The following is a 24,791-nucleotide window of genomic DNA, read 5'->3' on the forward strand; positions in this document are numbered from 1 at the left end:
GTGGCCCTCTTCCGCCGGAACCGTCGCCGTGCAGACACGGCCGGTTCCGGCGTCGGCCAGGAGGCGCGACCCACCCCGGCACCGGGATCCGACGTCGAGCGGGTGGCCGGGTGGGGCAGCGCGCCACCGATGCTCGACGTGCCGGTGACGGTGCTCGTCACGACCCGCTCGGACCGGCACGCCGAGGTCCGACGGCTCGTCGACGTCGCCCGGACGGCCTTCGGCACCGAGGCGGACGTCCGGGCGGTGTCCTACGTCGCCGACGCCTCGCCCGTGGACGCGTTCGACCGCGCGCTGCCGTGGGTCCGGACGGCTCCCGTGGACGGTATCGGTTCGGCCATCAACGCCGGGGTGGCGGCCGGTGTCGGCAGGGTCCTCGTGCTCGTCGACACGTCGGTCGTGATCGACGCCACCGCACTCGCGGCGCTCGCGCACGACGTCGGACGGCCGACGCAGGCGCTGGTCACGACGGCCGAGGGAGCACGACGCAACGGTGCCCGACTCGTCCGGCCGGGTGCCCTCCCGTGGTCGGACGACCGAGCGGACCCCGACGACCTGGTGTTCGGCGCGGACCAGCCGGTGGTGTCGATGCCGCAGCGTGCGTTGGTGCCGGCGCAGTGCCTCCTGGACGAACGCACCACGCTCACGGCCTGGACCGCTGCGGCGGCCGACGCCGTGTCGATGGCCGTGCGTACCCGCGACGTCGGCTCCGTCACCCGCGTCGTCGAGCCGGGCCGCACGGTGGACGCCGACGTGGTGGACGTCGTCGCGGCCTGGCGGGACAGGGCCCGGATGCCGGTGCCCTCGCTCGGATCCGGAGTCGTCGCCGGAGCGCCGCTCCCACCGTGGGGAGCGCGCCCGGTCGCACCGGCGCGTCGTGCCCGTGCCGACGGCGACGTCCTGATGTGGTCGCTGAAGATCGCCGCGCCCGCCGGACCGGAAGGCGACGGCTGGGGCGACGTCCACTTCGCCGCCGAGCTCGCCGCCGCGCTCGAGCGGCTCGGACAGCGGGTCCGCGTCGACCGCCGCGACGCCCACGTGCGGGACGACGACGGCGCGGACGACGTCACGCTCGTCGTGCGCGGGCTCGACCGGGTGCCGCCGAACCCGGCGTCCGTGAACCTGCTCTGGGTGATCAGCCACCCGGACGACGTCGCGGACACCGAACTGCGGTCGTTCGACCAGGCGTTCGCGGCGGGTCCGGCATGGGCCGCCGCGGCGAGTGCGCGGTCGGGCGTGCCGGTCCGGACGCTGCTGCAGGCGACCGATCCGGCGGTGTTCCGCCCGGGCGTGTCGTCGGGTCCCGACGCCGGCCGCGTCGTCTTCGTCGGCTCCACCCGCGGCGCCGCTCGCCCGGTCGTCGCGGACGCGGTCGCACTCGGTGCCGACCTGCGCGTGCACGGGCCCGGGTGGGAGGACGTCGTGCCGGAGTCGTCCCTCGGGACGCCGTCGTTGTCCCGGGCCGAGGTGGCCCGTGCCTACGCGTCCGCCCGTGTCGTGCTGAACGACCACTGGCCGGACATGGCCGCCGGGGGGTTCGTGTCGAACCGGGTGTTCGACGTCCTGGCCGCCGGGGGAGTCGTGGTGACCGACCCCGTCGTCGGGCTCGGCGAGGTGCTCGACGTGCCGACGCTGGCGGTGGCGGGGTCGCGGGAGGACCTCGCGGCGTTGCTCGACCCGGCGTACCCGTGGCCCGACGAGGCCTCGCGTGCCGAGGTGGCCGCGCGCATCGCCGCCGAGCACTCCTTCGATGCCCGTGCCCGCGTGCTGCTCGACGCCGCGCGCGCCGAGCGCGCGCGCCTGCGGCGCTGAGCGCGCAGGCGCGCGGCGCTCCGCGCGCCTGCGGCGCCGCGCTCCGCGCGCCTGCTGCGCCGCGCGCGCGGGCGCGGCGCTGCCGCCGCCGCCGCGGCGGCGAACCACGTTCTCGACGTCGAACCAGGCCGCGCGCCCGGTTCGACGTCGGATTCGTGGTTCGACGCGGGCGCGGCTGCGCCGTCGCACAACCAAAGCCGCGCCGAACCGGGGGAAGGCCCGGCGCGAGGTGGTTTCGGTTGTGCGACGCCAGGCGGCGCGGCGCGGCGCGGCGCCCCGCGCGGCGCTGCCGCGGCGTCGAACCACGTTCGCGACGTCGAACCAGGCCGCGCGCCTGGTTCGACGTCGGAATCGTGGTTCGACGCGGGCGCGGCTGCGCCGCCGCACAACGAAAGCCGCGCCGAACCGCGGGAAGGCGCGGCGCGAAGTGGTTTTGGTTGTGCGCAGCGCCGCGCGCCGGGCCGCACCGCGCCGCGCGCTGCCGCGCGCTACTTGCGCGTCACCCAGCGCGCCCGGACGGCGAGCCCCACGCGCAGCACCGCCCGCAGCGGCCACAGCCACCACGCCCGGTACTTCCGCGACAGGAAGCGGTAGGCGCTCCGGTGGTGCTCGATCTCCATGCGGCGCCGGTTCGACGAGGTCGAGTGCGCCCCGGTGTGCGTCACCACGGCGGTCGGCACGTACACGTTCGCCCGCCCTGCGAGCCCCACGCGCTGCCCGAGGTCCACGTCCTCGAAGTACATGAAGTACGACTCGTCGAAGCCCCCGAGCTCGCGGAACAACGACGTCCGGATGAGGAAGCACGCGCCGGACAGCCAGCCGGCCTCGCGCTCGACGACCTGGGTGGTGGACCAGTACCGCTGGCTCCAGGGGTTCGCCGGCCAGAAGCGCGAGAACGCCGCGTGGCCGAGGCCGGTCCGGAGCGACGGGAGCTGGCGCGCCGAGGGGTAGGTGTCGCCCTGCTCGTCGAGGATCCGCGGACCGAACGACCCGCCGGACGGCAGACGGTCCGCAGCCGCGACGAGCTCGTCGATGGAACCGGGCGCGAGGACCACGTCGGGGTTCGTGACGAGCAGGAACTCCGGCCGGACGTCGGGGAGCACGTCGTCGAGCGCGCTGAGGGCCGCGTCGATCCCGCCGCCGTAGCCGCGGTTGCCCCCGGAGGACACCACGACGGCGCCGTACGACTCGCCGATCGCCCGCAGTGCGTCGAGGTCGGCCGAGCCGTTGTCCGCGATCACCACGGCCACGGGGTCACTGGACGCCGCCTCGATGCTCGCGAGGAACGGCCGGATCGTCTCACCGGTGTTGTACGTGACGGTGAGCACCGCGACCCGGGTCATCGGACACCCCCGGAGCCGCCACGAGCGACGGCGGCGTACGCGTCGACGTGCACGGCGGCCGTGGCCTCCCACGTGAACGAGGAGGCCCGGCGGAGTGCGGCGGCGCGGTGTGACGCGACGCGTGCGGAATCGTCGAGCAGTGAGGCCATCGCCGCCCCCAGCGCAGAGGCTGACGGCTCGGTGTACACGGCGGCGTCGCCCCCGACCTCCGGCAGCGACAGGCGCCTGGTGGTGAGCACGCACGCGCCGGTCGCCATCGCCTCGACCACCGGCAGGCCGAAGCCCTCGCCGAGGGACGGGTACACGACGAACTCCGCGCCGCCGAGGAAGCCGGACAGGTCCTCGAGCGGGAGGTACCCGGCCTCGATGACGTGGTCGGCGTCCTGCAGCGCGTCGAGCCGTGCGATCGCGGCCTCGTCCCAGCCGCGTGCACCGGAGAGCACCAGCCAGGGTGTGTCCGACCCCGTGACCGCACGAGCGTCGCGGACCGCGGCGTAGGCGTCGAGCAGTGCGGTGACGTTCTTGCGCGGCTCGATCGTGCCGAGGAACGCGATCCAGGACGCGTCGTCGGGGAGCGTCGCGGCGATGCGGGCGTCCTCGACCTCGGCGGTGGACGGCTCGTGGAACACGGTCCGGTCGACCCCGAGCGGGGCGACCCGGACGTCCGCACGGATGCCGGACACCACGCGTGCGGCCTCGGTCGCAGTGGCGGCGCTCGGCACGATGACGACCGGACGGGTCCGGAGCGATCGGCGGCTCCACCAGGTGAAGAACGTGCGCTTCAGGCGGGAGTGCCACTCGGGGTTCGAGAAGAACGTGGCGTCGTGCAGCGTCACCACGGAGCCACGGCGCCACGAGAACGGGAACGTGTAGTGCGGGGAGTGCAGCACCGCCGCGCCGATCCGCCTGCCGAGTGCCGGCAGCCCGGTCTGCTCCCAGAGGAAGCGCAGCGGCACGGAGTCGGTCCAGGCCGGTGCCGTGTGCAGCGTCACGTGCGGTGCGACGTCGCGGAAGTGCGCGGCGTGCACGGGCCGGACGACGAGGTGCACGTCGAGCGACGGGTCGGTGAGGTGCGACGCGACCCCCTCGACGTAGCGTCCGACACCGCCGAGGTTGCGCGGTACCGCGGTCCCGTCGATGAGGACGGTGAGCTGCGGCACGCGAGGTTCCTTCCGGCCGGGGACGCCGCGGCCGGGACCGTCGACGGGGGAGTCCCCAGGATAGCCCGCTCCGCTCATGCGTCCGGGTCCACGGCGCTCCGCGGGACGGACGCGACCCGCGTCTCGCGGAGCCGCCGCGCGAGGTGCGCGGGGAGGTGCCCCGTCACGTCGGCCAGCGCTGCCAGGACGAGCCGCGCCTCCCGTCGGGTGCGACCGGACCGCAGTCCGACCAGGCCGCGCGCGGTCGTCCGGACCGCAGCCCGCACGACCGTCGGCCACGGTGCGTGCCACAGGGCGACGACCAGCCGGTTGCGGGCGTTGCGGAAGACGAACAGGTCGCTCTGCACGCCGGACGACGCCGAGTGGTCGTGCTCGACGACCGCGTCGGCCGCGTACTCGACGCGCCACCCGCGGCGGCGGAGCCGCCAGGCGAGCTCGGTGTCCTCGTAGTACATGAACAGCGACTCGTCGAGGAGTCCGACGTCGTCGAGCGCGGCCTTCCGGAGCGCGGAGGCGCCGCCCGAGAACCCGAACACGTCGCGGTCCGCCGCCTGGTCGGCCGCGCCGAACCAGTCGCGGTCCATGCCGTTGCCGTCGCGGTCGACCCGCACGCCGGTCGAGTTGAGGCGGACCTCGCCGTCGGCGTCGGGCACCCACAGGTGGCCGGTGTGGTCGCGCAACGCCCGTCCGGCGGGGGCCGGGGCACCGGCCTGGAGGCGCGACCAGCGCCCGGCGAGCACGATGCGGCCCGTCACGGCCGCCACGGCCGCAGGGGCGGCGTCGAGGTGGTCGCGGAGGGCCGCGACGAAGCCCGGAGCCGGCTCGGCGTCGTTGTTGAGGAGGACGACGACGTCGGCGTCCGCGTGCCGGATGCCCGTGTTCGCGCCCGCGGCGAACCCGCCGTTGGTGTCGCGGACCAGCACCGTCGCCTCGGGCAGCTCGCGGCGGAGCACGGCGACGGAGTCGTCCGACGACCCGTTGTCGACCACGATGACCTCGTCGGCCGCGCCGTCGTCGAGCACGGCCCGGGCGGCCCGGGTTGTGAGGTCCGCACGGTTCCAGTTGACGACGACGACCGCGGTGCGGGAGGCGCCGTCGGTGGGCGTCAGCCGAGCTCCTCGATGGAGGGCTTCGCGTAGACGCTGCCGACGGCGTCGCCGAACGACGGGACCTCGAACGAGTCGCACTCCGGCAGGTCGTGCAGGTGCCGCCCGGCGGAGTCCATCATCGACACGTTGATGAAGTACTTGCCGGTGCCGAAGTTCGTGTCCGTGATCCGGAGGCGGAGTTTCCGGCGCCCGTGCAGCGGCTGGAGCGTGACGCCCATGATGCCGGTGGTGGTGCCGTAGACGACCTGACCGGCGGTGTTGTTGATCTGGACGGCGGCTTCCCAGTCGGCGACGCCGTCGAGGTGCTCGAACTCCATGTCCACGACGAGGTCGTCACCGGGCAGGACGTCGGCGCGGTGCTCCTTGCCGTCGGCGTGCACGGTCGCCCCGAGGACGGTGCCGCGGCCCACGGCGACGTCGGCGCTGAGCTCGCCGGACCGGCGCTCCTCGAGCACGTCGCGGAACTTGCTGACCGCCTGGACGGCGTCCCCGTCGTGCAGGACCTTGCCCTTGTTGAGCAGCACGACCCGGTCGCACATCTCCTGCACCTGGCTGAGCGAGTGCGTGACGATGATGATCGTCTTGCCCTGCTCCTGGAACGAGCGGATGCGGTCGAGGCACTTGCGCTGGAACGCCTCGTCGCCGACGGCGAGGACCTCGTCGACGAGCAGCACGTCGGGGTCGGTGTGCACGGCCACGGCGAACGCGAGTCGCACGTACATGCCGGAGCTGTAGAACTTCACCTGGGTGTCGATGAAGTCGCCGATGCCGGAGAACGCGAGGATGTCGTCGAACCGCGCCTCGGTCTCCTTGCGGCTCAGACCGAGCAGCGCCGCGTTGAGGTAGACGTTCTCGCGGCCGGACAGGTCCGGGTGGAAGCCGGCGCCGAGCTCGAGCAGCGCGGCCAGCCGCCCCCGGCGCGAGACGGTGCCGGACGTCGGCTGGATGATGCCGCCGATGGCCTTGAGCAGCGTCGACTTGCCGGAGCCGTTCTGGCCGATGAGGCCGACGGTGGTCCCGGCCTGGATCGACACGGTGACGTCGTCGAGCGCCCAGAAGTCCTGGCGGTGCTTGCGACCGGCGCGGCCGAGCGTGACGATCCGCTCGCGGATGGTGTTGTCCTTGCGGACGGTGAAGCGCTTCCGGACGTGGTCGATGACGATGACGTCGGGGCGCTCGTCGCCGCGCTGCTGGGCGGTGGGTGCGACGGGGGTGCTGATGGCCATGGGTCTAGAGCTCCTGCGCGAAGTTGCCCTGCAGGCGCGAGAACACGCGCTGCGCGCCGATGAGGCAGAACAGGCCGATGACGAACGCGATGCCGAGTCGGAGCATGAGGTGGTCGGGGTAGACGACCTTCGCCGGGTCGTGCAGCCAGATGGCGTTCTGCATGCCGAGGACGGACAGCGTGAGGGGATTGTTCGTGTACACCGCGAGGATCCAGTCGACCTTCAGCCGCTGGACGACCATCGAGTACGAGTAGACGATGGGGGACGCCCAGAGCAGGACCATGAGGCCCACGTCGATGAGGAACTGCACGTCGCGCAGGTAGACGTTGAGGGCCGCGAGCACGAGCCCGATCGCGGCGCCGTACACGAGGATGACGAGCAGCGAGGGGATCAGGTAGACGAGTCCCTCGTGCCAGGGGAACACCCCGATGACGAGGGTCGCGGCGATGAGGATGGCGAACTGGATGACGTAGTTCACCAGCGCGGCACCGACGCTCGCGAGCGGGAAGACCTCGCGCGGGACGTAGACCTTCTTGATGAGCCCGCTGTTCCCCACGATCGAGCTGGTGGAACCCGCGACGATCTCGCTGAAGAGCGTGTAGGCGCTGAGGCCGGTGAAGACGTAGATCGCGAAGTTGTCGATGCCCTTGGCCGCGCCGAGGATCTGCCCCATCACGAAGTAGTAGATGAGGAGCTGGGTCAGCGGGCGCACCAGCGTCCACACGAACCCGAGCGCCGAGTCCTTGTACCGCGCCTTGAGGTCGCGGCGCACGAGCATGCCGAGCATCTCGCGCTGCCGGAAGACGTCGCGCAGTTCTCGCCAGGTTCCTCGGATGGCACTCGTCGGAGCGCCGACCACGACCAGGGGCTCCTTCGCGAGCGCGGCCATGCGGGCTTGATCGACCATGTGTCTCTTCGTTCGTGGGGGCAGGACCGGAACAGCATACTCACCGCATCACCCAGGACGCCGGTGCGCGCTGCGGACCGGGCGACACCTGTCGTCCGCCCCCGTGCGGGGGTGAATGTGCGCGGATTGAACCCTCAACCTTCACTTTGGGGTTACCGTTGACGCAACCCGGACCCTTGTCAACATCCACAGGACGGCCCGTCAGCATGCACTTCGCGTCACGGCCGATCGCTGCGTTCGCGGTGGTCGGTGTTCTCAGTCTCCTCGCGGCGGGTTGTTCCGCCACGAGTGACGACGACCCCACCGCGTCGCCCACGCGGTCCGCCTCACCGACTCCGACCGCGTCGGCGACCGCGACGTCCGCGCCCTCGTCGACCCCGTCGCCGAGCAGCTCCGACGACGCGGACGACAGCCCCTCGGCGTTCCCGGGCTCCGGCCAGACGACCGAGCCCGACGACGACCCGTCGGACTTCCCGGCCACCGCCGTCGTCACGTACGCCGGGTGGGACACGGGCAGCCGGACGCTCCAGGCCGGTGGACTCGTCTCCGGCACGACGAACACGTCGGGCACGTGCACGTTCACCGCGACGAAGAGCGGTGTCACCCGGACCCTGACCAGCACGGCGGAGGCGAGCGCGTCCTCCGTGAACTGCGCGCAGGTGTCCTTCCCGGCGGCCCAGGTGTCCAGCGGCACCTGGTCCATCACCCTCGACTACCGGGTCGGCGCGCAGTCGACCACGTCCGACCCGATGACGGCGGAGGTGCCGTGATGCGATCCATCCGAACCGACGGGCGACGACGCCCGCTGCGGTCGTCCCTCGCCCTGGTGGCCGCCCTCGCGGTCGCCGTGAGCGGCCTGACCTTCGGCACGGTGCTGTCCGAGCAGACGACGACGGAGTCCGCCTCGGCCGCGACCGCCGCGTCGTTCGACCCGGGCAACATCATCAGCGACGTGAACTTCTACAACGGGTCGGCGATGAGCTCGTCGTCCGTGCAGTCGTTCCTCAACAGCGTCGCGCCGAACTGCAAGCAGGCATCGGGCGGCCCGGCGTGCCTCAAGAACTTCTCGCAGAACATGAGCGGCATCGCCGCCGTGTCCGGTCGGTGCTCCGCGATCAACGGCGGCGTGAAGTCGGCGGCCACGGTCATCGCGCAGGTCGGCGCCGCGTGCGGCATCAGCCAGAAGGTCCTGCTCGTGCTCCTGCAGAAGGAGCAGGGCATCGTCACGACGAACAGCCCGACGAGCTACATGTACCTGCACGCCACCGGCTTCGCGTGCCCGGACACCGCCCCGTGCGACCCGAAGTACTACGGCTTCGGCCAGCAGGTGTACGCCGCCGCGCTGCAGTTCAAGCGCTACCAGGCCTCGCCGACGTCGTGGGCGTACCAGGCCGGCCGCAACAACTCGATCCTCTACAACCCGAACGCCGCGTGCGGTCGGAAGACGGTCTACATCAAGAACCAGGCGACCGCCGGGCTGTACATCTACACGCCGTACACCCCGAACGCCGCCGCGATGTCGAACCTCTACGGCACGGGTGACGGCTGCTCGGCGTACGGCAACCGGAACTTCTGGCGCATGTACACCGACTGGTTCGGCTCGCCCACCGGTGGCAGCTCGCCCGCCGGGCACGTCGACTCCGCGACCGCCGGGTTCCGCCAGGTCACGGTGGGCGGCTGGGCGTACGACCCCGACGTCGCGACGAGCCCGATCCGGGTGGCGTTCTACGTGGACGGCGTCGGCAAGAAGACCATCACGGCCGATGGGGCGCGTTCCGACCTGGGCAGCCAGCTCGGCGCCGGCAACACCAGCCACGGGTTCTCGACGACCCTCACCGGGATCTCCGGGGGCAGCCACAACGTCTGCGTGTTCGGCATCAACCAGGGCGCCGGTGCCAACGCACTGCTCGGCTGCCAGCAGGTGACCGTCCGGACCGGGGCGCCGTTCGGCAAGCTCGACCAGGCCACCCTCGCAGCGGACAAGCTCAGCGTCCGCGGCTGGGCGATCGACCCGGACACGAAGTCCTCGATCCCCGTGCAGCTCCGCGTGGACGGCGTGGCGAAGAAGGCCTGGACCGCCAGCGCCTCGCGCACCGACGTCGGGAAGATCTACCCGGGCTGGGGCAACGCGCACGGCTACTCGGCGACGATCAGCGGCATCGGCGCCGGGAAGCACACGATCAGCACGTGGGCGAAAGACACCTCCACGGGCAAGTGGACGCAGCTCGGGGCGAAGACCGTGACGAAGGCGAGCGGTTCGCCGTGGATCGTCATCGACGAGGCATCGTCGACCGCTCCGGGCAAGCTGAAGATCCGCGGCTGGACGGCCGACCCGGACACGATCGCGCCGCTGCGCGTCCACCTGTACCTGGACGGCAAGGCCCTGACCTCGTTCACGGCCGACCAGACCAAGGCGGGCCTCGACAAGGCACTGCCCGGCTACGGTGACGACCACGCGATCCTGTTCACCCGCAGCAGCGTCCCGGCCGGGAAGCACCAGCTCTGCATCATCGCGATCAACGTGGGACCCGGCGGCAACAGCAACGTCTGCACGACGTTCCAGACGCCGACCGGCCCGCCGAAGGTGAAGATCGAGTCTGGTTCGTCGCCGACGCTCGGCTCGTTGCAGGTCAGCGGCTACGCGGTCGACCCCGACACGGTGCAGCCGATCGGTGTGACGTACACGGTCGACGGCAAGAAGGTCACCACCGGCACGGCCGACCAGGCCAGCGCCACCGCGGCGAAGGCGTACCCCGGGTACTACTCGAAGCACGGCTTCCAGGCCACGCTCACCGGCATCGGCCCGGGCAAGCACACCGTGTGCGTCGTCGGGACGAACGTCGGGGGCGGGAAGGACGCCAGCGCCTGCAGCACGGTCGCGATGACCTCCGGCAACCCGGTCCTGCTGCTCGACGAGGTGTCCTCGCCCGCGGCCGGCCAGGTCAAGGTGCGCGGGTGGACGATCGACCCGGACACCGCGTCCCCGATCCAGGTGCACGTGTACGTGAACGGCGCCGGCGCGAAGTCGCTCACCGCGAACGAGGCGAAGGCGTCGCTCGCCACCACCTACGGCGGGTACGGCGCGAACCACTCGTTCTCGACGACCGTGTCCGGCTACAGGGCGGGCAGCACGCAGGTCTGCGTCTACGCGATGAACACCGGCGCGGGAGCGAACACCACGCTGTGCCGGACGATCACGGTGAAGTAGTGCGCTGACGGTCCGACGGACCACGATGCGAGACGGGAGGCGCCCCACCAGCCGGTGGGGCGCCTCCCGTCTCGTCCGTGGTCGGCTCAGCCGCGTCCGGTGCCGCGGCGCACGGCGCGCGCCAGACCGCCGAAGCGGTGCAGCAGGCGGTACTCGGCCGACCGGGTGAGCTCGTCGTACCGCAGGGCGATCGTGTCGCGCTCCTCCTCCGCACGCCGACGCGCGGCGTCGAACGACGCCACCGCCTGCTCGGCCACGACGAGCCGCTCGTTGATGTCGCGGACGCCCTGCAGGTGCACGTCGCGCTCGAGCTCGGCGACCCGCAGGACCTCGCGCTCGTTCGTCGCCCAGCGGAGGAACGGGGACCGGCTGCCGGTCCGGGACCGTGCGTGCTCGATCGCCGCCTCGAGGACCGGGCGAACCTGCTCCGCACGCGCCGCGAAGGAGTGTCGCTCGACCACGACGGCGCGCAGCCGTTCGACCAGCGCCGTCCGCTCGTCGGCGGGCATCGCGAGCGCCCGCTCGAGCGACGCGGCGTCCTCGAACACGGGGACCTCGCCGAGGCCGAGCTCGTCGAGTCCGAGCGCGCAGTCCGTCACGGGGAGCGCCCCGGACGCGAGCGACTCGTAGAGGCGGGAGTTCAACGTGCCGTACTCGGCGGCGGGCGCGATGACGTCGTCGACGACGAAGGCCGCCGACCGGTAGACCTCGGGGAGCGCGAAGTAGGGGACCATCGGCCGCAGCTCGACGCCGGGGGACGGGTCGACGTGCTCGGCGTTCGCGGCGAACCAGACGATCGGCTCGGCCGGACGGACGTCGTCGAGGACGTCCTGCACGTGGCGGCGGACGCCCCAGAAGTTCACGGTCGCCACCGCACGGTCGCTCCGCGGGGTAGCAGGGTCGGTCGTGAAGAGCTCGAGGTCGACGCCGATCGGCACGACCTCGACCGGGCCGTCGTAGTGCGCGGCGACGGCGTCGCGCGCGGTCCTCGACGACGTCCAGATCGCCTCGAACTCGTCGAGGTACGGCAGGGCCGCCCACTTCGCCGTCCAGTTGCGCACCCACGCCACGAGGGCGGTGGACGGCGGCACCCGGCCCGGCACGAAGGACTCGATCATCACGACCACGACGGCGGTGTCGTCCGGGACCGGGTCGGCCCAGCGGGTGATCGGCCACATCGCGACCCCCCACCCGGCGTCCCGCAGCGCCCGGGCCAGCCCGAGCGCGACGTAGAGGTCGCCCTTGCCCTCGGCCGGGTCGTCCGTCGACACCGCGAACCGGACGGTCCCGCGCGGCCCCTCGGCGTGGTCGCCCGCGGCGATCGCGGCGTAGTCCGCGGCGAGGGGGGAAGACGTGGGAGCGGTCGGGATGCTGGTCGCGGTCACCGAGCCATTCTGCACGAATCGGCGCTGATCACAGGGGAGCGCGGGCGCGCGCCTTGTAGGGTGTCATCGGCCGTCGGCACCCCGCGGCCGACCCGTCGACCCGCGCCAGGTGCGCGGCAGCTGCTGGAGGAACCGCGTGACAGAGCGCAAGCCGGGAGTCGTGTCCGTCATCCTCGTGAACTACAAGGGCACGGACGACACCCTGACGAGCATCGCGGAGCTCCGCAAGCAGGACTGGCCGCAGGACCGGCTCGAGGTCATCGTCGTCGAGAACGGTTCCGGCCCCGAGCACCTCGGTCGGCTGAAGGCGTCGGAGCTCGACTTCACGCTCGTCGACGCCGGTGCGAACCTCGGCTTCACGGGCGGCTGCAACCTCGGCGTCGAGAAGTCCTCCGGCGAGATCGTGGCGTTCCTCAACAACGACGCCCGACCCGACACCGGCTGGGTGCGCGAGGCCATGGCGACGTTCGCGTCCGGCGCGGACATCGGCGCCGTGGCGTCGAAGGTCCTCGACTGGGAAGGCGTCAACGTCGACTTCACCGAGGCCGCGATGACCTGGTACGGCATGGGTTACAAGCCGTTCGCGGGCTCGCCGGACACCGGGCGCTGGGAGTCCGAGACCGACGTGCTGTTCGGCACCGGCGCGGCGATGTTCATCCGGGCGGAGCTCTTCGAGCAGCTCGACGGCTTCGACGACCGCTACTTCATGTTCTACGAGGACGTCGACCTCGGCTGGCGGCTCAACCTGCTCGGCTGGCGCTTCCGGTACCAGCCGAAGTCCGTCGCGTTCCACAAGCACCACGCGTCGATGAACAAGTTCGGCGACTTCCGCGAGACCTACCTGCTCGAGCGGAACGCCCTCTTCACGCTCTACAAGAACCTCGGTGACGAGCAGCTCGCAGCGGCCCTCCCCGGCTCGCTCGCGCTCGTCGTCCGTCGCGCCGTCGGTCGTGGCGAACTCGACTCGACCGAGCTCGACCTCCGCAACCCCGGCGACGACAGCGTCCCGACGATCCCCGTGCCGAAGACGGCGATGGCGGGCATCTACGGCGTCGACCAGTTCGTCGAGCAGCTGCCGTCGATGACCGAGTCGCGTCGGCAGATCCAGGCGACCCGCGTGCGCAGCGACCGCGAGCTCCTGCGCCTCTTCGGCAACCGCGACGAGCCCGCGTACCCGATCGAGAACTACCTGGCCGGCTACGACAAGATCGTGCACTCCCTCGGCGTGCTCGAGGTCGGCACCCGGCGTCGGATCCTCATCATCACGGGCGACTCCATCGGCGAGAAGATGGCCGGTCCGGCGATCCGTGCGACCCAGATGGCGAAGCAGCTCGCCGGCGAGCACGACGTCCGGGTCATCAGCCTCACGCGCTCGTCGCAGATCGACCCCTCGTACGAGGTCGTCACGGTGCCGCACCGCCACCCGCGCCAGATGGTCGAGCACGAGGCCTGGGCCGACGTCATCATCGTGCAGGGCCACGCGCTCCGCCTGTTCCCGGTGCTCGAGTCGACGAGCAAGATCCTCGTCGTCGACGTCTACGACCCGCTGCACCTCGAGCAGCTCGAACAGGGCCGCAGCGACGACGTCGACCAGTGGAACCGGCAGATCCTCGACGCGTCGGACACCCTGAACCACCAGCTCGAACTCGGCGACTACTTCATCTGCGCCTCCGAGCGGCAGCGCATGTTCTGGCTCGGCCAGCTCGCCGGCTCGGGCCGTGTGAACGCCCGGACGTACTCGCGCGACCCCGACCTCCGCTCGCTCATCGGCGTCGTGCCGTTCGGCCTGTCGTCGACGCCGCCGGTGCACGACCAGCAGCGGGTCAAGGGCGTCGTCCCCGGCATCGGGAAGAACGACAAGCTCGTCGTCTGGGGCGGCGGCATCTACGACTGGTTCGACCCGATCACGCTCGTCCGTGCCATCGGCCGGCTCGCCGCGAAGAAGCCGAGCGTCAAGCTCTTCTTCATGGGCGTCCAGCACCCGAACCCGGACGTGCCCGAGATGGACATCGTCGCCAAGGTGCGCGCCGAGGCCGACGCGCTCGGGCTGACCGGCACGAACGTGTTCTTCAACGACGCGTGGATCCCGTACGAGGAACGCGGCGCCTACCTGCTCGAGGCCGACGCCGGCGTCTCGACGCACTACGAGCACCTCGAGACCACGTTCTCGTTCCGCACCCGCATCCTCGACTACCTGTGGGCACGTCTGCCGATCGTCACGACCGCCGGTGACTCCTTCGGTGACCTCGTCGCCGAGGAGAAGCTCGGCATCGCCGTGCACGAGCAGGACATCGACGGCCTGGCCGCAGCGCTCGAGACGGCGCTCTTCGACAAGAAGGCCCGTGCCGAGTTCATCGGCAACGTCGACCGCGTGCGCGAGCAGTTCACGTGGGAGAACGTCCTCGCCCCGCTCGTCGAGTTCTGCCGGAACCCGATCCGCGCGGCCGACAAGAGCGTCCGCGACACCTCGTCGACGATCCAGCCGCACGCCATGCGCGTGCGCGTCCCGGACCGCAAGAAGCTCTACGGCGTCCGCCACGACCTCGGTCGCGCCGTGCACTACTTCCGGACCGAGGGCCCGCGGAGCGTCGCGGGCAAGATCAAGCGTCGGCTGCAGAACCGGTGACCGCGGGCGCCACGGCGCTCGTCATCGTCCCGACCTACAACGAGGCCGAGAACGTCCGCACGATCGCCGCAGCCGTCCTGGGCGCGCTGCCGGACGCACACCTGCTCGTCGTCGACGACGCCAGCCCCGACGGCACGGGTGACCTCGTGCGGCAGCTCGCCGCTGCGGACGACCGGGTGCACCTGCTCGAACGCTCCGGCAAGCTCGGCCTCGGGACGGCCTACGTCGCCGGCTTCCGGTGGGGGCTCGAGCGCGGGTACCCGCTGCTCGTCGAGATGGACGCGGACGGCTCGCACCCGGCCGACCGGCTCCCGGCACTCGTGGCCGCGGTCGACGGCGCCGACGACGTCCTGCTCGCGATCGGGTCGCGGTGGGTCCCCGGGGGATCGGTGGTCGACTGGCCGCTCCACCGCGAGGTCCTCAGCCGTGGCGCGAACACCTACGCCCGGTTCGTGCTCGGCACCGGCGTGCGGGACGTCACCGCGGGCTTCCGAGTCTACCGCGCCGACGCGATCGCCCGGATGGACCTCGACTCGATCGACTCGAAGGGGTACTGCTTCCAGGTCGACATGACGTTGCGGGTGGACGACCTCGGCGGCCGCATCGTCGAGGTCCCGATCCGGTTCCGCGACCGCGTGCACGGCGTCTCGAAGATGAGTCGGTCGATCGTGCTCGAGGCCATGCTCCGCACCACCCAGTGGGGCCTGCAGCGGCGCTTCGGTCGCCGACGCGGCGCACGTCGCTGACGCGACCCCTGGACGGACGGGAGGCGCGGTGCCAGCTGGCACCGCGCCTCCCGTCCGTGAAGGGGATGCGTCTCAGACGCAGCTCACGTTGTAGTCCTGGTTCCCCACGACGTACTGGGCCATCCGCACCTGGCTGCCCGCGGTGAGGCCGCCGGCCGAGCACGCCTTCTGCGCCGCCGCGACGCCGTCGTTGCCCACCGCGATCCAGCTCGGCAGCCCGCGGAGCGTCGAGGTCGACGGGACGGTCCCCACGATCTGCCCGAACTGGTACCCCGTCGAGTAGATACCGATCGTCGAGACGCCCGCGGCCTTGAGCGCGGCGACCATGCCCTCGATGTCGGCGCGGTTCTGCGTCTGGTAGTCCTTCGCGTCGGAGGCCCCGAGCCACGAGAGGCCCGTCTCGACGTCGATCCACCAGCGGTACGACGAGGGGTTCGGGACGCCGCGGGTGTTCGCGGCCTCGTAGGCGCGGGTGTAGCCGTACATGTACGAGCAGGCGCTGGTGTACGCCTTCGCCGTGCAGGTGCCGTACGGGTTGGACACGGTCGTGCCCGACGGGTCCCGGTTGGACGACGGCCAGACCGAGGCGGCCTTGCCGGGGTTCGCGGCGAGGGCGTAGAGCTGCGCCTTCGGCTGCGACGTGCCGCCGGCCGACCCCGCGGCCCACGCGAGCTGCGGGGTCAGGTACTGGTTGTCCTGGTTCGGCAGCGAGCCGTTCACGCCGACGACGCCGAACGCCTGGTTCGACGGGTAGTTCGACGAGGACCCGCCCTGCGGCCACGAGACGTCGGCCCCGAAGCCGGAACCGCTCGACCCGTCGAGGAAGTACCCCGCGACGTCGAGGTGCAGCTGCGCGGACCCCTTCGACACCTTCGCCTGCACCCGGCGGTCGACGCTCGACCCGGTGACCTTCGCGACGACGAGGTTCGCGACCGAGGTGCCGGCGTCGAACACCTGCGTCGCGACCTGGGGGTCCTGGCCCGCGGGCGTGACGCGGAGGTACGCGGCGGTGGTGGGCTTCGTCGTCTCGGCGTTCGCGACGACGGCCGTGGCGGTCCCGGGGACGCCCGCGACGCCGGACAGTCGGATGGTCCCCGCGGTGGCGGACACCGAACCGGCGAACGCGCGGGTTGTGTCGATCGGGACGAACACCGAACCGGTGGACGAGTTCGAGTAGTAGCCGGCGACGTCCATGTAGACCGTGCCCGAGCCCTTCGAGAGCTTCACCTGCGCGGCACCGTCGTCGGAAAGCTTCACGATCGCGAGGTTCGACAGCGCCTGACCAGCCGAGTAGAGCTGCGTCACGACGGAGGGGTCCTGCCCGGCCGTGGTGACGCGGACGTACCCGGCGACCGTCGGGTTGCTGACCTGCACGTTCACGGCGACGGCGGTCGCGTCGGCGGGGATCCCGGCGCGGCCGGCGAGGGGCACCTGCGTCGGCGTGGTGCCCACCGTGGCGCCGAACACCCGCGCGGCGTCGAGCGGGGTGTAGGTGGCACCGGAGCCGTCGGCGTAGTACCCGGCGACGTCGAAGTACCCGCTCGCCGTGCCCTTCGAGAGCTTCGCCTGGATCGAGCCGTTCACGAGCCGCACGGTGACGAGGTTCGCGATCGTCTGCCCGGCGGCGAAGTCCTGCGTCGCGACGGTGGCGTCCTTGCCCGCGGGGGTGACGCGGACGTAGCCGGCCGCGGTGGGCTTGGCGACCTCGACGTTGACGACGACGGCCGTGGCGTTCGCGGGGACCCCCGCGTTCCCGGCGATCTCCACCACCTTCGGCGACGTCGTCAGGGCGCCCGACCAGACGCGGGTCGTGTCGATCGGCGTGTACCGGCCGGTCGTCGGCGCCGCGGCCTGCGCGGTCGAGACCGGTGCGACGACGGCGACGGCGGTGGCGACGAGCGCGGTGGTCAGGGCGAGTGCGAGGCGACGGTGCAGGCGCATGTGGTTGTTCCCCAGGTTCGTGGACCGCCCCCTGACGGTCTCCGGCAGTCTAGGTGCACGATGCAACGGACAGGGGATCGCGGAGCACACCTGTGCACTCCGACACAGTCGCTCAGCCGCGCGGCAGGTGCCGCCGCCACGACCGCCGCCGCGCGGCGATCACGAGCACGGCGACGAACACCATCAGCCCGGCCCCGTGCAGCAGGTAGCTCTCCGCCGCACTCGTGACGCCCAGCAGCACCAGCACCGCCGCCGGCCACACGTAGGCGACCCCCGGGAACGTCGTCGCCGTGACCCAGGCCCGCGCGAACGCGAGCAGCGCCGTCACCGCGAGGATGATCGTGCCCGCGAGCCCGATCTGCAGCCACGCGTCGACGAACGCGTTGAGGCCAGACGTGAACCGCTGCCCCGCCGGGTCGATGAACGTCACGTAGGGCACCACGGCCTCGTGCGGCCACGTGCCGACCCAGCCCCAGCCCTGGATCGGGAACTGGCTCACGAACACGCGGATCTGCGCCCAGAGGTCCACCCGGGTCGCCGTGCCCCCGGCCGCACCGATCTCGGCGAGGACCCGGTGCCGGGCGACGATGCCGAGTCCGATCATGAGCAGGACCGCCCCGCCGAGCACGCCGTTCACCACCGGTCGCGTCGTCGGTCGGGCGTGCCGGAGCGACCACAGCGCGAGGGCGGTCACGGCCAGGGCGATCATCGCGAGCCCGGTGATGGGGGACTGCACGAGCATCAGGGCGATGACGGCGAGGGTGGTCGAGCCGATCGCACGCCACATCGTGACCGAGCGGGTGAGGAACTCCACCACGAACGTCACCAGCGCCATCGCGGCGATGAACCCCATGAAGTTGCGGGTCCCGCCGATGCCCTGGATCGGGCCGCCGTACGCGATGTTGCCCTGGATGCCGAACGCCGGGATCGGGGTGTCGAGGACGAGGCCGGAGAGGACCTCGAGGCCGAGCGCGACCACCAGCAGGATCCGGAAGGCGTCGCCGGACGCCCGGATGACCTGCACCAGGTCGCGGCCGAGCGCGAGGTAGAGCCCGAGCCCGATGAAGCAGACGGTCCCGACCAGCCCCCGCAGCGCCACCCACGAGTACTCGCTCCAGAGGACGCTCAACGCGCAGTACCCGACGAACGCCAGGAGCGAGAGGGGGAGCACCCCGTGCCACTCGATCCGGTAGCGCTGCCCGAGCAGGCTCAGGCCGGCGAGGACGAACAGCGTGACGAGCACGGCCCACACACCGGCACGACCGACGAGCGCGGTCACCGTCGGCTGCGCGAACGCGAAGAGCACGATCACGGTCGCGAGTGCCTGGCTGAACCGGCCGCCCGCGGAGAACCCGATCCACGCCGACAGGTACCGTCGCGCGAGCACGCGTCTGGTCACCCGGCCGTCCGTCACCTCACCATCTTGGCCCATCCGGCCTCGTCGGCAGGTGGACGCCCCGGCGTCGCGCCCTGCACCGCGCCGGCGGCGGCCCCGATCGGCGTGCCCCGGACGTCCGCGACACGACGGGTGCACCCCCGCGCGGATATCCACGATCCGCGATGTCGGCGGTACGATCGCCGCACCATGGCGCGCGGGTGGCGGCTGCACGGCGCACCGACGGTCGCTGCGGTCGTCGGTGGGTCCGCCACGGCCGTGGCCTGGTGGCGGCTCGGCCCGGTGACCCGCGGGACGGTGTGGGCCGAGGACGGCGGGGTGTTCCTCCGCGAGCGGCTCGCACTCGGCCCTGGCACCGTCCTGGAGCCGTACGCCGGGTACCGCCACCTCGTCCCGCGCATCGTCGTCGACCTCGCCTGGCTCCTGCCCGTCGAGCGGTACGCGGTCGCGGTGTCGGGCCTGGCCTGCCTGGTCGTCGGGGTCGTCTGCGCGCTCGTGTTCCTGCTCTCCGGCGACGTCGTCCGGCCGTGGCCGCTCCGGGTCCTGCTCGCCGCGGTCCCCGTCGTCCTGCCGCTCGCCCCCGTCGAGATCAGCGGCACCGCGGCGAACCTGCACTGGTACGTGCTCGTCCTGGTGCCGTGGCTGTACACGCACCGTGCCCGGACGTGGTGGGGAGCGGTGGCGCTCGCCGTGGTCACGGCCCTCGGTGTGCTCAGCGAGGTCCAGGCGACGCTGTTCCTCCCGCTCCTGCTGGTCTCCTGGCTGCCGCTGCGACGCACGGCGACCGGACGGGTGGACCTCCGCCCGCTGCCGGTCACCCTGGCGGCGGTGCTGGGCAGTGGGGTGCAGGTCGCGACGGCGCTCACGGATCCGCGAGCGTCCCGGCCGGGCGACCCGGGCGCCTCCGACGTGCTCGCCGGGTACCTGCTCCAGCCGCTCGGGGGCGCGTGGGACCGTCGGGTCGGTGTGGTGGCGGAGACGGTGCACGCGCACGGGTGGGGCGTGGTCGTCCTGCCGACCGTGCTGCTGGTGGTCGTGCTCGTGACGGCCGTCGTGCTCGGCCGGGGGCGTGCGCGGTGGGTCGTGGTCGCCCTCGCCGGAGGCTCCCTCGTGGTGTGGTGGGCGGCGCTCGTGGCGAACGGGTCGGCGGTGCAGGACTGGGTGGCCCTCGGGCCGGCCGCGCTGGCGGCGGGGCCGCAGCGGTACGCGGCAGCGTCCGGGCTGCTGCTCGTGTCGGGAGCGGTGGTGGCGGCGTCCGTGGTCATCGGGTCGGTGGGAGTGCCAGGAGGCGCGGGTCGGCCCGGTGCGGGTCGGTCCGGTCCGACAGTCGGCCGGTCGGCGGCCGCGGGCCGGTCGGCGGCCGCGGGCCGGCTGGTCGCGGTCGTGCTCGCGTGGTGCGTGGTCGCCGCGGTGGTCGGCGCCGCCGTCTGGAACGCCGCTCCGGGGACGACCCGGCGGAGCGCCGGCCCGGTCTGGTCCGCGCAGGTCCCCGCGGCCGCCGAGGCCTGTCGTGCCGACCCGACGCTGCCGTCCGTCGTGCTCCGGACCGCGCCGTGGCGGGCCGCGGTGCCGTGCGACCGCCTGGTCGAGCGGCCGTGACGACGGGACCGGTGTCGGGGGCCGGGGCGGGCTCGGGTCAGCGGCGCGCGGGCGTCCGGAACTCGCGGCGGGCCGGGGGCGTGCGGGGACCGTCACCGGCGGACACGGGCTCCTCGCCGACGAGCACGATCCGGGTCTTGATCGCGATGAGGGCGAACAGGACCCAGTTGCCCTGGTAGAGCAGTCTCGACTCGGCGACCGACTGCACGAGCAGCGCCACGACGACGAGCAGCGGCAGGAGCGACACCGGGTCGAACGGACGGGGGGAGAGCGACGCGTCGTAGCCGATCCGGGTGGCCGAGGCCCACGACCGGCTGAGGGTCGTGACCACGTAGACCACGAAGATCGCCAGCCCGATGACACCGGTCTGCATCCACACGTCGAGGTAGGCGTCGTGCGCCTGCAGGTAGGTCACGCCCTTGCGGTGCGCGAGGTCCGCGAGGGTCGGGATGCCCGGCCACCAGTAGCCGATCCACCCCCAGCCGACGACGGTGTGCTCCTGGATGAGCCCGATGACCCGCTCCCAGATCACGCCGCGGCCGGTCGCGTCCGAACCCTTGCCGAGCAGCTCGGACACCTGGCCACGGGCGAGGAACCCGAGCACGGCGACGACCACGGCCCCGACGGCGACGGCGAGGTAGCGCGGTGTCCGTCGTTCGGTCGGGGCCCGGCGGATCCAGAGCGCGACGGCGAGCGCGACGAGGACGACGAGCCCGGCGGCCAGCACGGTCGAGGAGCGGGTGAGTGCGAGGACGACGAGGGCCACGACGGTCCAGCCGATCGCGCGGTTGCGTCGGAGTCGCCCCTCGGCGTACTGGATCGCGACGGCGATCACGGCGAGGAGCGCGACCATCGCGAGCAGGTTCGCGTTGCCGGGGAGGCCCTGGATGCGCCCGCCGGTGAAGAGCTCGGCCCGTGAGAAGTAGAAGGCGTCCGGGATCTTCCGGTCGCCGTAGTCCGTCCACGCCGGTGCGATCGGGTGCCGGAGGACGACCGCGACGAAGGCCTCGAAGAGCAGCGACCCCATCAGGACCCAGCGCAGCGCGAGGCTCAGCGCGTCGGTGATCCGCCGCCACGTCATGGTCGAGGCGATCGCGAAGGCCGCGCCCGCGCAGATCACCTGGACCGCGAGGCTCGAGATCGTCGCGAACCGCCAGTGCGACCACACCACGGACACCAGGCACCAGGCGAGGAAGAGCCAGAGCGCACGCGGTGTCCGGGTGAGCGGCGGGCGGGCCCGGACGATGATCGTCGTGGCCCAGACCGCGGCGGCCGCCCAGAGCAGTCCGGCGCCGACCCACGTGAGCGTGTTCGGCACGGCGTCGCCGGCGAAGAGCACGAACAGGATCGTCGCGCCGAATGCGAACGCCTCGCGCTCGGGCACGGATCCGCGCGCCAACGGCCAGGTGTTCGTCACGACGCCAGGGTACCCGGGGAGCGCACGTCGACCGCCGATAGGCTCGTGCGCATGTTCCTCGGCATCACGAACACGCCCCGCGACTACGCCTGGGGATCCGTCACGGCCATCCCCGAGCTCCTCGGCCGGACCGTCACCGGCGCACCGCAGGCCGAACTCTGGCTCGGCGCGCACCCGGGCAGCCCGAGCGTCGTCGTGAACCCGGCGATGGTCGGCGGCGCGGACACGCTCCTCGACTGGATCACCGCGGAGCCCCGGGACGCCCTCGGACCGGACCGCACGGAGCTCCCGTTCCTGCTGAAGGTCCTCGCGGCCGCCGCCCCGCTCTCGCTGCAGGCCCACCCGACACCCGAGCAGGCGCGCGAGGGGTTCGAGCGCGAGGAGGCGGCGGGTGTCCCGATCGACGACCCGGCCCGCAACTACAAGGACCCGTTCCCGAAGCCCGAGCTCGTCGTGGCGCTCAGCGAACGCTTCGAGGCGCTGAGCGGCTTCCGCCCGGTGGCCGAGACGCTCGCCGACGTCGAGACGCTCGACGCCGGGTCCGGTCGGCTCGGCCCCCTGGTCGTGCACCTGCAGCACGGGCTCGAGGACACGGTGCGGTGGCTCGAGACCGGCGACTCCTCGGCGCAGGCCGTCGTGCAGGCCGTGAGCGACCTCGCCGCCGCGATCCCCGACGACGCCGTCACCCCGAACACCGCGACCGTGCGCGACCTCGGCACGAGCTACCCGGGCGACCCCGGCATCGTGGTGTCCCTGCTCATGCACCGCGTGACGCTCGCCGCGGGTGAGGCGATGTACCTGCCGGCCGGCAACATCCACGCCTACCTCGACGGGCTCGGCATCGAGCTCATGGCCCCCTCCGACAACGTCCTGCGCGGCGGGCTCACGCCGAAGCACGTCGACGTCCCGGAGCTGCTGCACGTCCTCGACTTCACCGGGTACCCGGCACCCGTCCTGACCCCCGAGTCGGTCGCCGCCGGCGTCGAGCGCTTCGCGCCGGACGGCGTCGGGTTCGCGCTGCTCCGCGTCACGGGGGACGGACGCCCGGTCGGCCTGGCCTCCGGCGGGGTCGCGCCGCTGCACGGCCCCTCGATCGCCATCTGCACGGCGGGCGCGGTGACGCTCGTCGGGGCGCAGTCCGCGACGCTGCTGCGCCAGGGGGAGTCCTGCTACATCACCCCCGACGAGGGCGACGTCACGGTCGAGGCCGACAACGGCAGCGGTCTGGCGTCGACGGTCTTCATCGCGACGGGTGCGTGAACCCGCAGCGCGTGGCGGTCTGACGCCGCGCCGGTTCCGCTAGCGTGGCCAGCATGAGTTGGCTGGTCACCGGCGGCGCCGGGTACATCGGGTCCCACGTCGTCCGAGCACTGCGTGCGGCGGGCATCGACACCGTCGCGTTCGACGACCTCTCGAGCGGCTTCCGGGCGTTCGTGCCCGAAGACGTGCCGTTCGTCGAGGGCACGATCCTCGACGGTGAGCTGGTGGCCCGGACGCTGCGCGAGCACGCCGTCACCGGTGTGGTGCACGTCGCGGGCTTCAAGTACGCGGGGGTGTCGGTCGAGCGACCGCTGCACACCTACGAGCAGAACGTCACCGGCATGGCGACGCTCCTCCGGGCGATGGCGGAGAACGGCGTCACCAAGGCGGTGTTCTCGTCGAGCGCCGCCGTCTACGGCACACCGGACGTCGACACCGTGGTCGAGGACACCCCGAAGGCGCCGGAGTCGCCCTACGGCGAGTCGAAGCTCATCGGCGAGTGGCTGCTGCGCGACATGGAGGTCGCCGCGGGCTTCACCACGACGTCGCTGCGCTACTTCAACGTCGTCGGGTCGGGGGAGCCGGACCTGTACGACGCCAGCCCGCACAACCTCTTCCCGCTCGTCTTCGACGCCCTGCTCGCCGGTCGCACGCCGCGGATCAACGGCGACGACTACGCCACGCCCGACGGCACCTGCGTGCGGGACTACATCCACGTCGCCGACCTCGCGCACTCGCACGCGGTCGCCGCGCAGAAGCTCGAGGCGGGCCAGACCCTCGAGCGCGCGTACAACCTCGGCAGCGGCGACGGGGTCAGCGTCCGGCAGATCATGGACGCCATGGCGAAGGGCACCGGCATCGCGTTCGAGCCCGAGATCGCGCCGCGACGCGCCGGTGACCCCGCGCGGATCGTCGCGACGGGCGAAGCGGCTGCGCGTGACCTCGACTGGGCGATGCGCCACACGCTCGACGAGATGGTCACGAGCGCCTGGGAAGCCCGGCGCCGCATCGGCTGACGGGCCGTCGCGGCCGGCTGAGGGGGCGTCAGTTGTCCCCCGAAACCCCGACAGACCGGCCGCGACACGCCCGTACGGGGGACATGACACGCCGGAACCGTCAGTGCCTTCTATGATCCGCGACTTGACTCTCGCGAATGACACCGCTGTAATTACAGGCAACGACAGCGATCGTTGTGGTCCCGTTATCGAGACGTCAGGGGTGATCAGGGTGAACGGTTCCGACTTCCACGCCGGAGTACCGGAGGACTGGCACGTCGACCCCGTGTCGCTCGGCGTCCCGGGTGTCCGGCGTCCGGAGACCGACGACGAGGAGAACCCGCTCGCCTGGCAGGTGGACTCGCTCTGCGCGCAGACCGACCCCGAGGCGTTCTTCCCCGAGAAGGGCGGCTCGACGCGCGAGGCCAAGAAGATCTGCACCTCGTGCGAGGTCCGGGCGCAGTGCCTCGAGTACGCGCTCGAGAACGACGAGCGCTTCGGCATCTGGGGCGGCCTGTCCGAGCGCGAGCGCCGCAAGCTCCGCAAGCGGGCGTAGCCGCGCACCTGGCCAGTCCAGGAGGCACGGTGCGCGTCCGACGCGCACCGGTCGTTGATGGCTCCCACAGGTTCACGGCGCGCCGCCGTCCGCAGGCCGAGCCGC

18 protein-coding genes are annotated in these 24,791 nt (G+C 72.3%); 9 read left to right on the top strand and 9 right to left on the bottom strand.

Going from position 1 to position 24,791, the window contains the following annotated elements:
• Window positions 1–1,812 (top strand): glycosyltransferase, encoded by a 1,812-nt coding sequence (locus tag BJK06_RS14530; RefSeq protein ID WP_156794872.1) that lies wholly within the window; start codon window positions 1–3, stop codon window positions 1,810–1,812.
• A 488-nt stretch (window positions 1,813–2,300) separates the two neighbouring features.
• Here BJK06_RS14530 and BJK06_RS14535 read toward each other — a convergent pair whose 3' ends face one another.
• From BJK06_RS14535 to BJK06_RS14555, 5 genes are all read right to left on the bottom strand, one after another.
• A complete protein-coding gene (locus tag BJK06_RS14535; RefSeq protein WP_070418478.1) occupies window positions 2,301–3,155 on the bottom strand; it encodes a glycosyltransferase family 2 protein in 855 nt (284 codons plus the stop codon).
• Window positions 3,152–4,315 (bottom strand): glycosyltransferase family 1 protein, encoded by a 1,164-nt coding sequence (locus BJK06_RS14540; protein WP_070418479.1) that lies wholly within the window; start codon window positions 4,313–4,315, stop codon window positions 3,152–3,154. Before BJK06_RS14540 ends, BJK06_RS14535 begins: the two co-directional genes overlap by 4 nt.
• A 74-nt stretch (window positions 4,316–4,389) precedes the next feature.
• The gene (locus tag BJK06_RS14545; protein WP_070418480.1) at window positions 4,390–5,337 is read right to left on the bottom strand and encodes a glycosyltransferase family 2 protein; all 948 of its coding nucleotides are present in this window, start codon (window positions 5,335–5,337) and stop codon (window positions 4,390–4,392) included.
• An 83-nt stretch (window positions 5,338–5,420) separates the two neighbouring features.
• Window positions 5,421–6,650: an ABC transporter ATP-binding protein gene (locus BJK06_RS14550; RefSeq protein WP_070418481.1), complete on the bottom strand. Its 1,230-nt coding sequence runs from the start codon at window positions 6,648–6,650 to the stop codon at window positions 5,421–5,423.
• 4 nt (window positions 6,651–6,654) lie between these two features.
• Window positions 6,655–7,557 (bottom strand): ABC transporter permease, encoded by a 903-nt coding sequence (locus BJK06_RS14555; protein WP_070418482.1) that lies wholly within the window; start codon window positions 7,555–7,557, stop codon window positions 6,655–6,657.
• 206 nt (window positions 7,558–7,763) lie between these two features.
• Between BJK06_RS14555 and BJK06_RS14560 the strand changes: the two genes are divergently transcribed.
• Together BJK06_RS14560 and BJK06_RS14565 are read left to right on the top strand one after the other, a co-directional pair.
• Window positions 7,764–8,327: a hypothetical protein gene (locus BJK06_RS14560; RefSeq protein ID WP_070418483.1), complete on the top strand. Its 564-nt coding sequence runs from the start codon at window positions 7,764–7,766 to the stop codon at window positions 8,325–8,327.
• On the top strand, window positions 8,327–10,765 hold the full coding sequence (locus BJK06_RS14565) for a hypothetical protein (RefSeq protein WP_070418484.1): 2,439 nt from the start codon (window positions 8,327–8,329) through the stop codon (window positions 10,763–10,765). The genes BJK06_RS14560 and BJK06_RS14565 overlap by 1 nt, the downstream gene beginning before the upstream one ends.
• An 86-nt stretch (window positions 10,766–10,851) precedes the next feature.
• Here BJK06_RS14565 and BJK06_RS14570 read toward each other — a convergent pair whose 3' ends face one another.
• Window positions 10,852–12,150, bottom strand: a complete 1,299-nt coding sequence (locus BJK06_RS14570) for a glycosyltransferase (protein ID WP_070418485.1) — start codon at window positions 12,148–12,150, stop codon at window positions 10,852–10,854.
• Window positions 12,151–12,286: 136 nt separating this feature from the next.
• On the opposite strand from BJK06_RS14570, the gene BJK06_RS14575 reads away from it, so the two are divergent.
• Both BJK06_RS14575 and BJK06_RS14580 read left to right on the top strand, forming a co-directional pair.
• A complete protein-coding gene (locus BJK06_RS14575) occupies window positions 12,287–14,776 on the top strand; it encodes a glycosyltransferase (protein ID WP_070418486.1) in 2,490 nt (829 codons plus the stop codon).
• On the top strand, window positions 14,773–15,522 hold the full coding sequence (locus BJK06_RS14580; protein ID WP_070418487.1) for a polyprenol monophosphomannose synthase: 750 nt from the start codon (window positions 14,773–14,775) through the stop codon (window positions 15,520–15,522). The genes BJK06_RS14575 and BJK06_RS14580 overlap by 4 nt, the downstream gene beginning before the upstream one ends.
• A gap of 72 nt (window positions 15,523–15,594) precedes the next feature.
• Here the strand turns inward: BJK06_RS14580 and BJK06_RS14585 are convergent, their stop codons facing one another.
• Together BJK06_RS14585 and BJK06_RS18695 are read right to left on the bottom strand one after the other, a co-directional pair.
• Window positions 15,595–17,463 (bottom strand): hypothetical protein, encoded by a 1,869-nt coding sequence (locus BJK06_RS14585; RefSeq protein WP_070418488.1) that lies wholly within the window; start codon window positions 17,461–17,463, stop codon window positions 15,595–15,597.
• A gap of 112 nt (window positions 17,464–17,575) precedes the next feature.
• Entirely contained in the window at window positions 17,576–18,862 is a 1,287-nt protein-coding gene (locus BJK06_RS18695; protein ID WP_139202026.1) for an O-antigen ligase family protein, read from the bottom strand.
• A gap of 186 nt (window positions 18,863–19,048) precedes the next feature.
• On the opposite strand from BJK06_RS18695, the gene BJK06_RS14595 reads away from it, so the two are divergent.
• Window positions 19,049–20,458, top strand: a complete 1,410-nt coding sequence (locus BJK06_RS14595) for a hypothetical protein (RefSeq protein WP_070418489.1) — start codon at window positions 19,049–19,051, stop codon at window positions 20,456–20,458.
• A gap of 37 nt (window positions 20,459–20,495) precedes the next feature.
• On the opposite strand, the gene BJK06_RS14600 is transcribed toward BJK06_RS14595, so the two are convergent.
• On the bottom strand, window positions 20,496–21,875 hold the full coding sequence (locus BJK06_RS14600) for an O-antigen ligase (protein WP_070418490.1): 1,380 nt from the start codon (window positions 21,873–21,875) through the stop codon (window positions 20,496–20,498).
• A gap of 51 nt (window positions 21,876–21,926) precedes the next feature.
• On the opposite strand from BJK06_RS14600, the gene manA reads away from it, so the two are divergent.
• The 3 genes from manA (at window position 21,927) to BJK06_RS14615 (ending at window position 24,686) form a co-directional block, all read left to right on the top strand.
• Window positions 21,927–23,135: a mannose-6-phosphate isomerase, class I gene (gene manA / locus BJK06_RS14605; RefSeq protein WP_070419515.1), complete on the top strand. Its 1,209-nt coding sequence runs from the start codon at window positions 21,927–21,929 to the stop codon at window positions 23,133–23,135.
• A gap of 53 nt (window positions 23,136–23,188) precedes the next feature.
• Complete coding sequence (gene galE, locus BJK06_RS14610; RefSeq protein WP_070418491.1) at window positions 23,189–24,151, top strand: UDP-glucose 4-epimerase GalE; 963 nt, start codon at window positions 23,189–23,191, stop codon at window positions 24,149–24,151.
• A gap of 202 nt (window positions 24,152–24,353) precedes the next feature.
• On the top strand, window positions 24,354–24,686 hold the full coding sequence (locus tag BJK06_RS14615; protein ID WP_083295294.1) for a WhiB family transcriptional regulator: 333 nt from the start codon (window positions 24,354–24,356) through the stop codon (window positions 24,684–24,686).
• Window positions 24,687–24,791: the final 105 nt, after the last annotated feature.

Origin of the sequence: Curtobacterium sp. BH-2-1-1 (genome assembly GCF_001806325.1) — a bacterium.
In the GTDB taxonomy this organism is placed as follows: domain Bacteria; phylum Actinomycetota; class Actinomycetes; order Actinomycetales; family Microbacteriaceae; genus Curtobacterium.

Coding starts and splice junctions, on each gene's coding strand:
- BJK06_RS14535 (WP_070418478.1), bottom strand. CDS start 3,155: ATGACCCGGGTCGCGGTGCTCACCGTCACGTACAACACCGGTGAGACG.
- BJK06_RS14550 (WP_070418481.1), bottom strand. CDS start 6,650: ATGGCCATCAGCACCCCCGTCGCACCCACCGCCCAGCAGCGCGGCGAC.
- BJK06_RS14555 (WP_070418482.1), bottom strand. CDS start 7,557: ATGGTCGATCAAGCCCGCATGGCCGCGCTCGCGAAGGAGCCCCTGGTC.
- BJK06_RS14560 (WP_070418483.1), top strand. CDS start 7,764: ATGCACTTCGCGTCACGGCCGATCGCTGCGTTCGCGGTGGTCGGTGTT.
- BJK06_RS14565 (WP_070418484.1), top strand. CDS start 8,327: ATGCGATCCATCCGAACCGACGGGCGACGACGCCCGCTGCGGTCGTCC.
- BJK06_RS14585 (WP_070418488.1), bottom strand. CDS start 17,463: ATGCGCCTGCACCGTCGCCTCGCACTCGCCCTGACCACCGCGCTCGTC.
- BJK06_RS14595 (WP_070418489.1), top strand. CDS start 19,049: ATGGCGCGCGGGTGGCGGCTGCACGGCGCACCGACGGTCGCTGCGGTC.
- manA (WP_070419515.1), top strand. CDS start 21,927: ATGTTCCTCGGCATCACGAACACGCCCCGCGACTACGCCTGGGGATCC.
- galE (WP_070418491.1), top strand. CDS start 23,189: ATGAGTTGGCTGGTCACCGGCGGCGCCGGGTACATCGGGTCCCACGTC.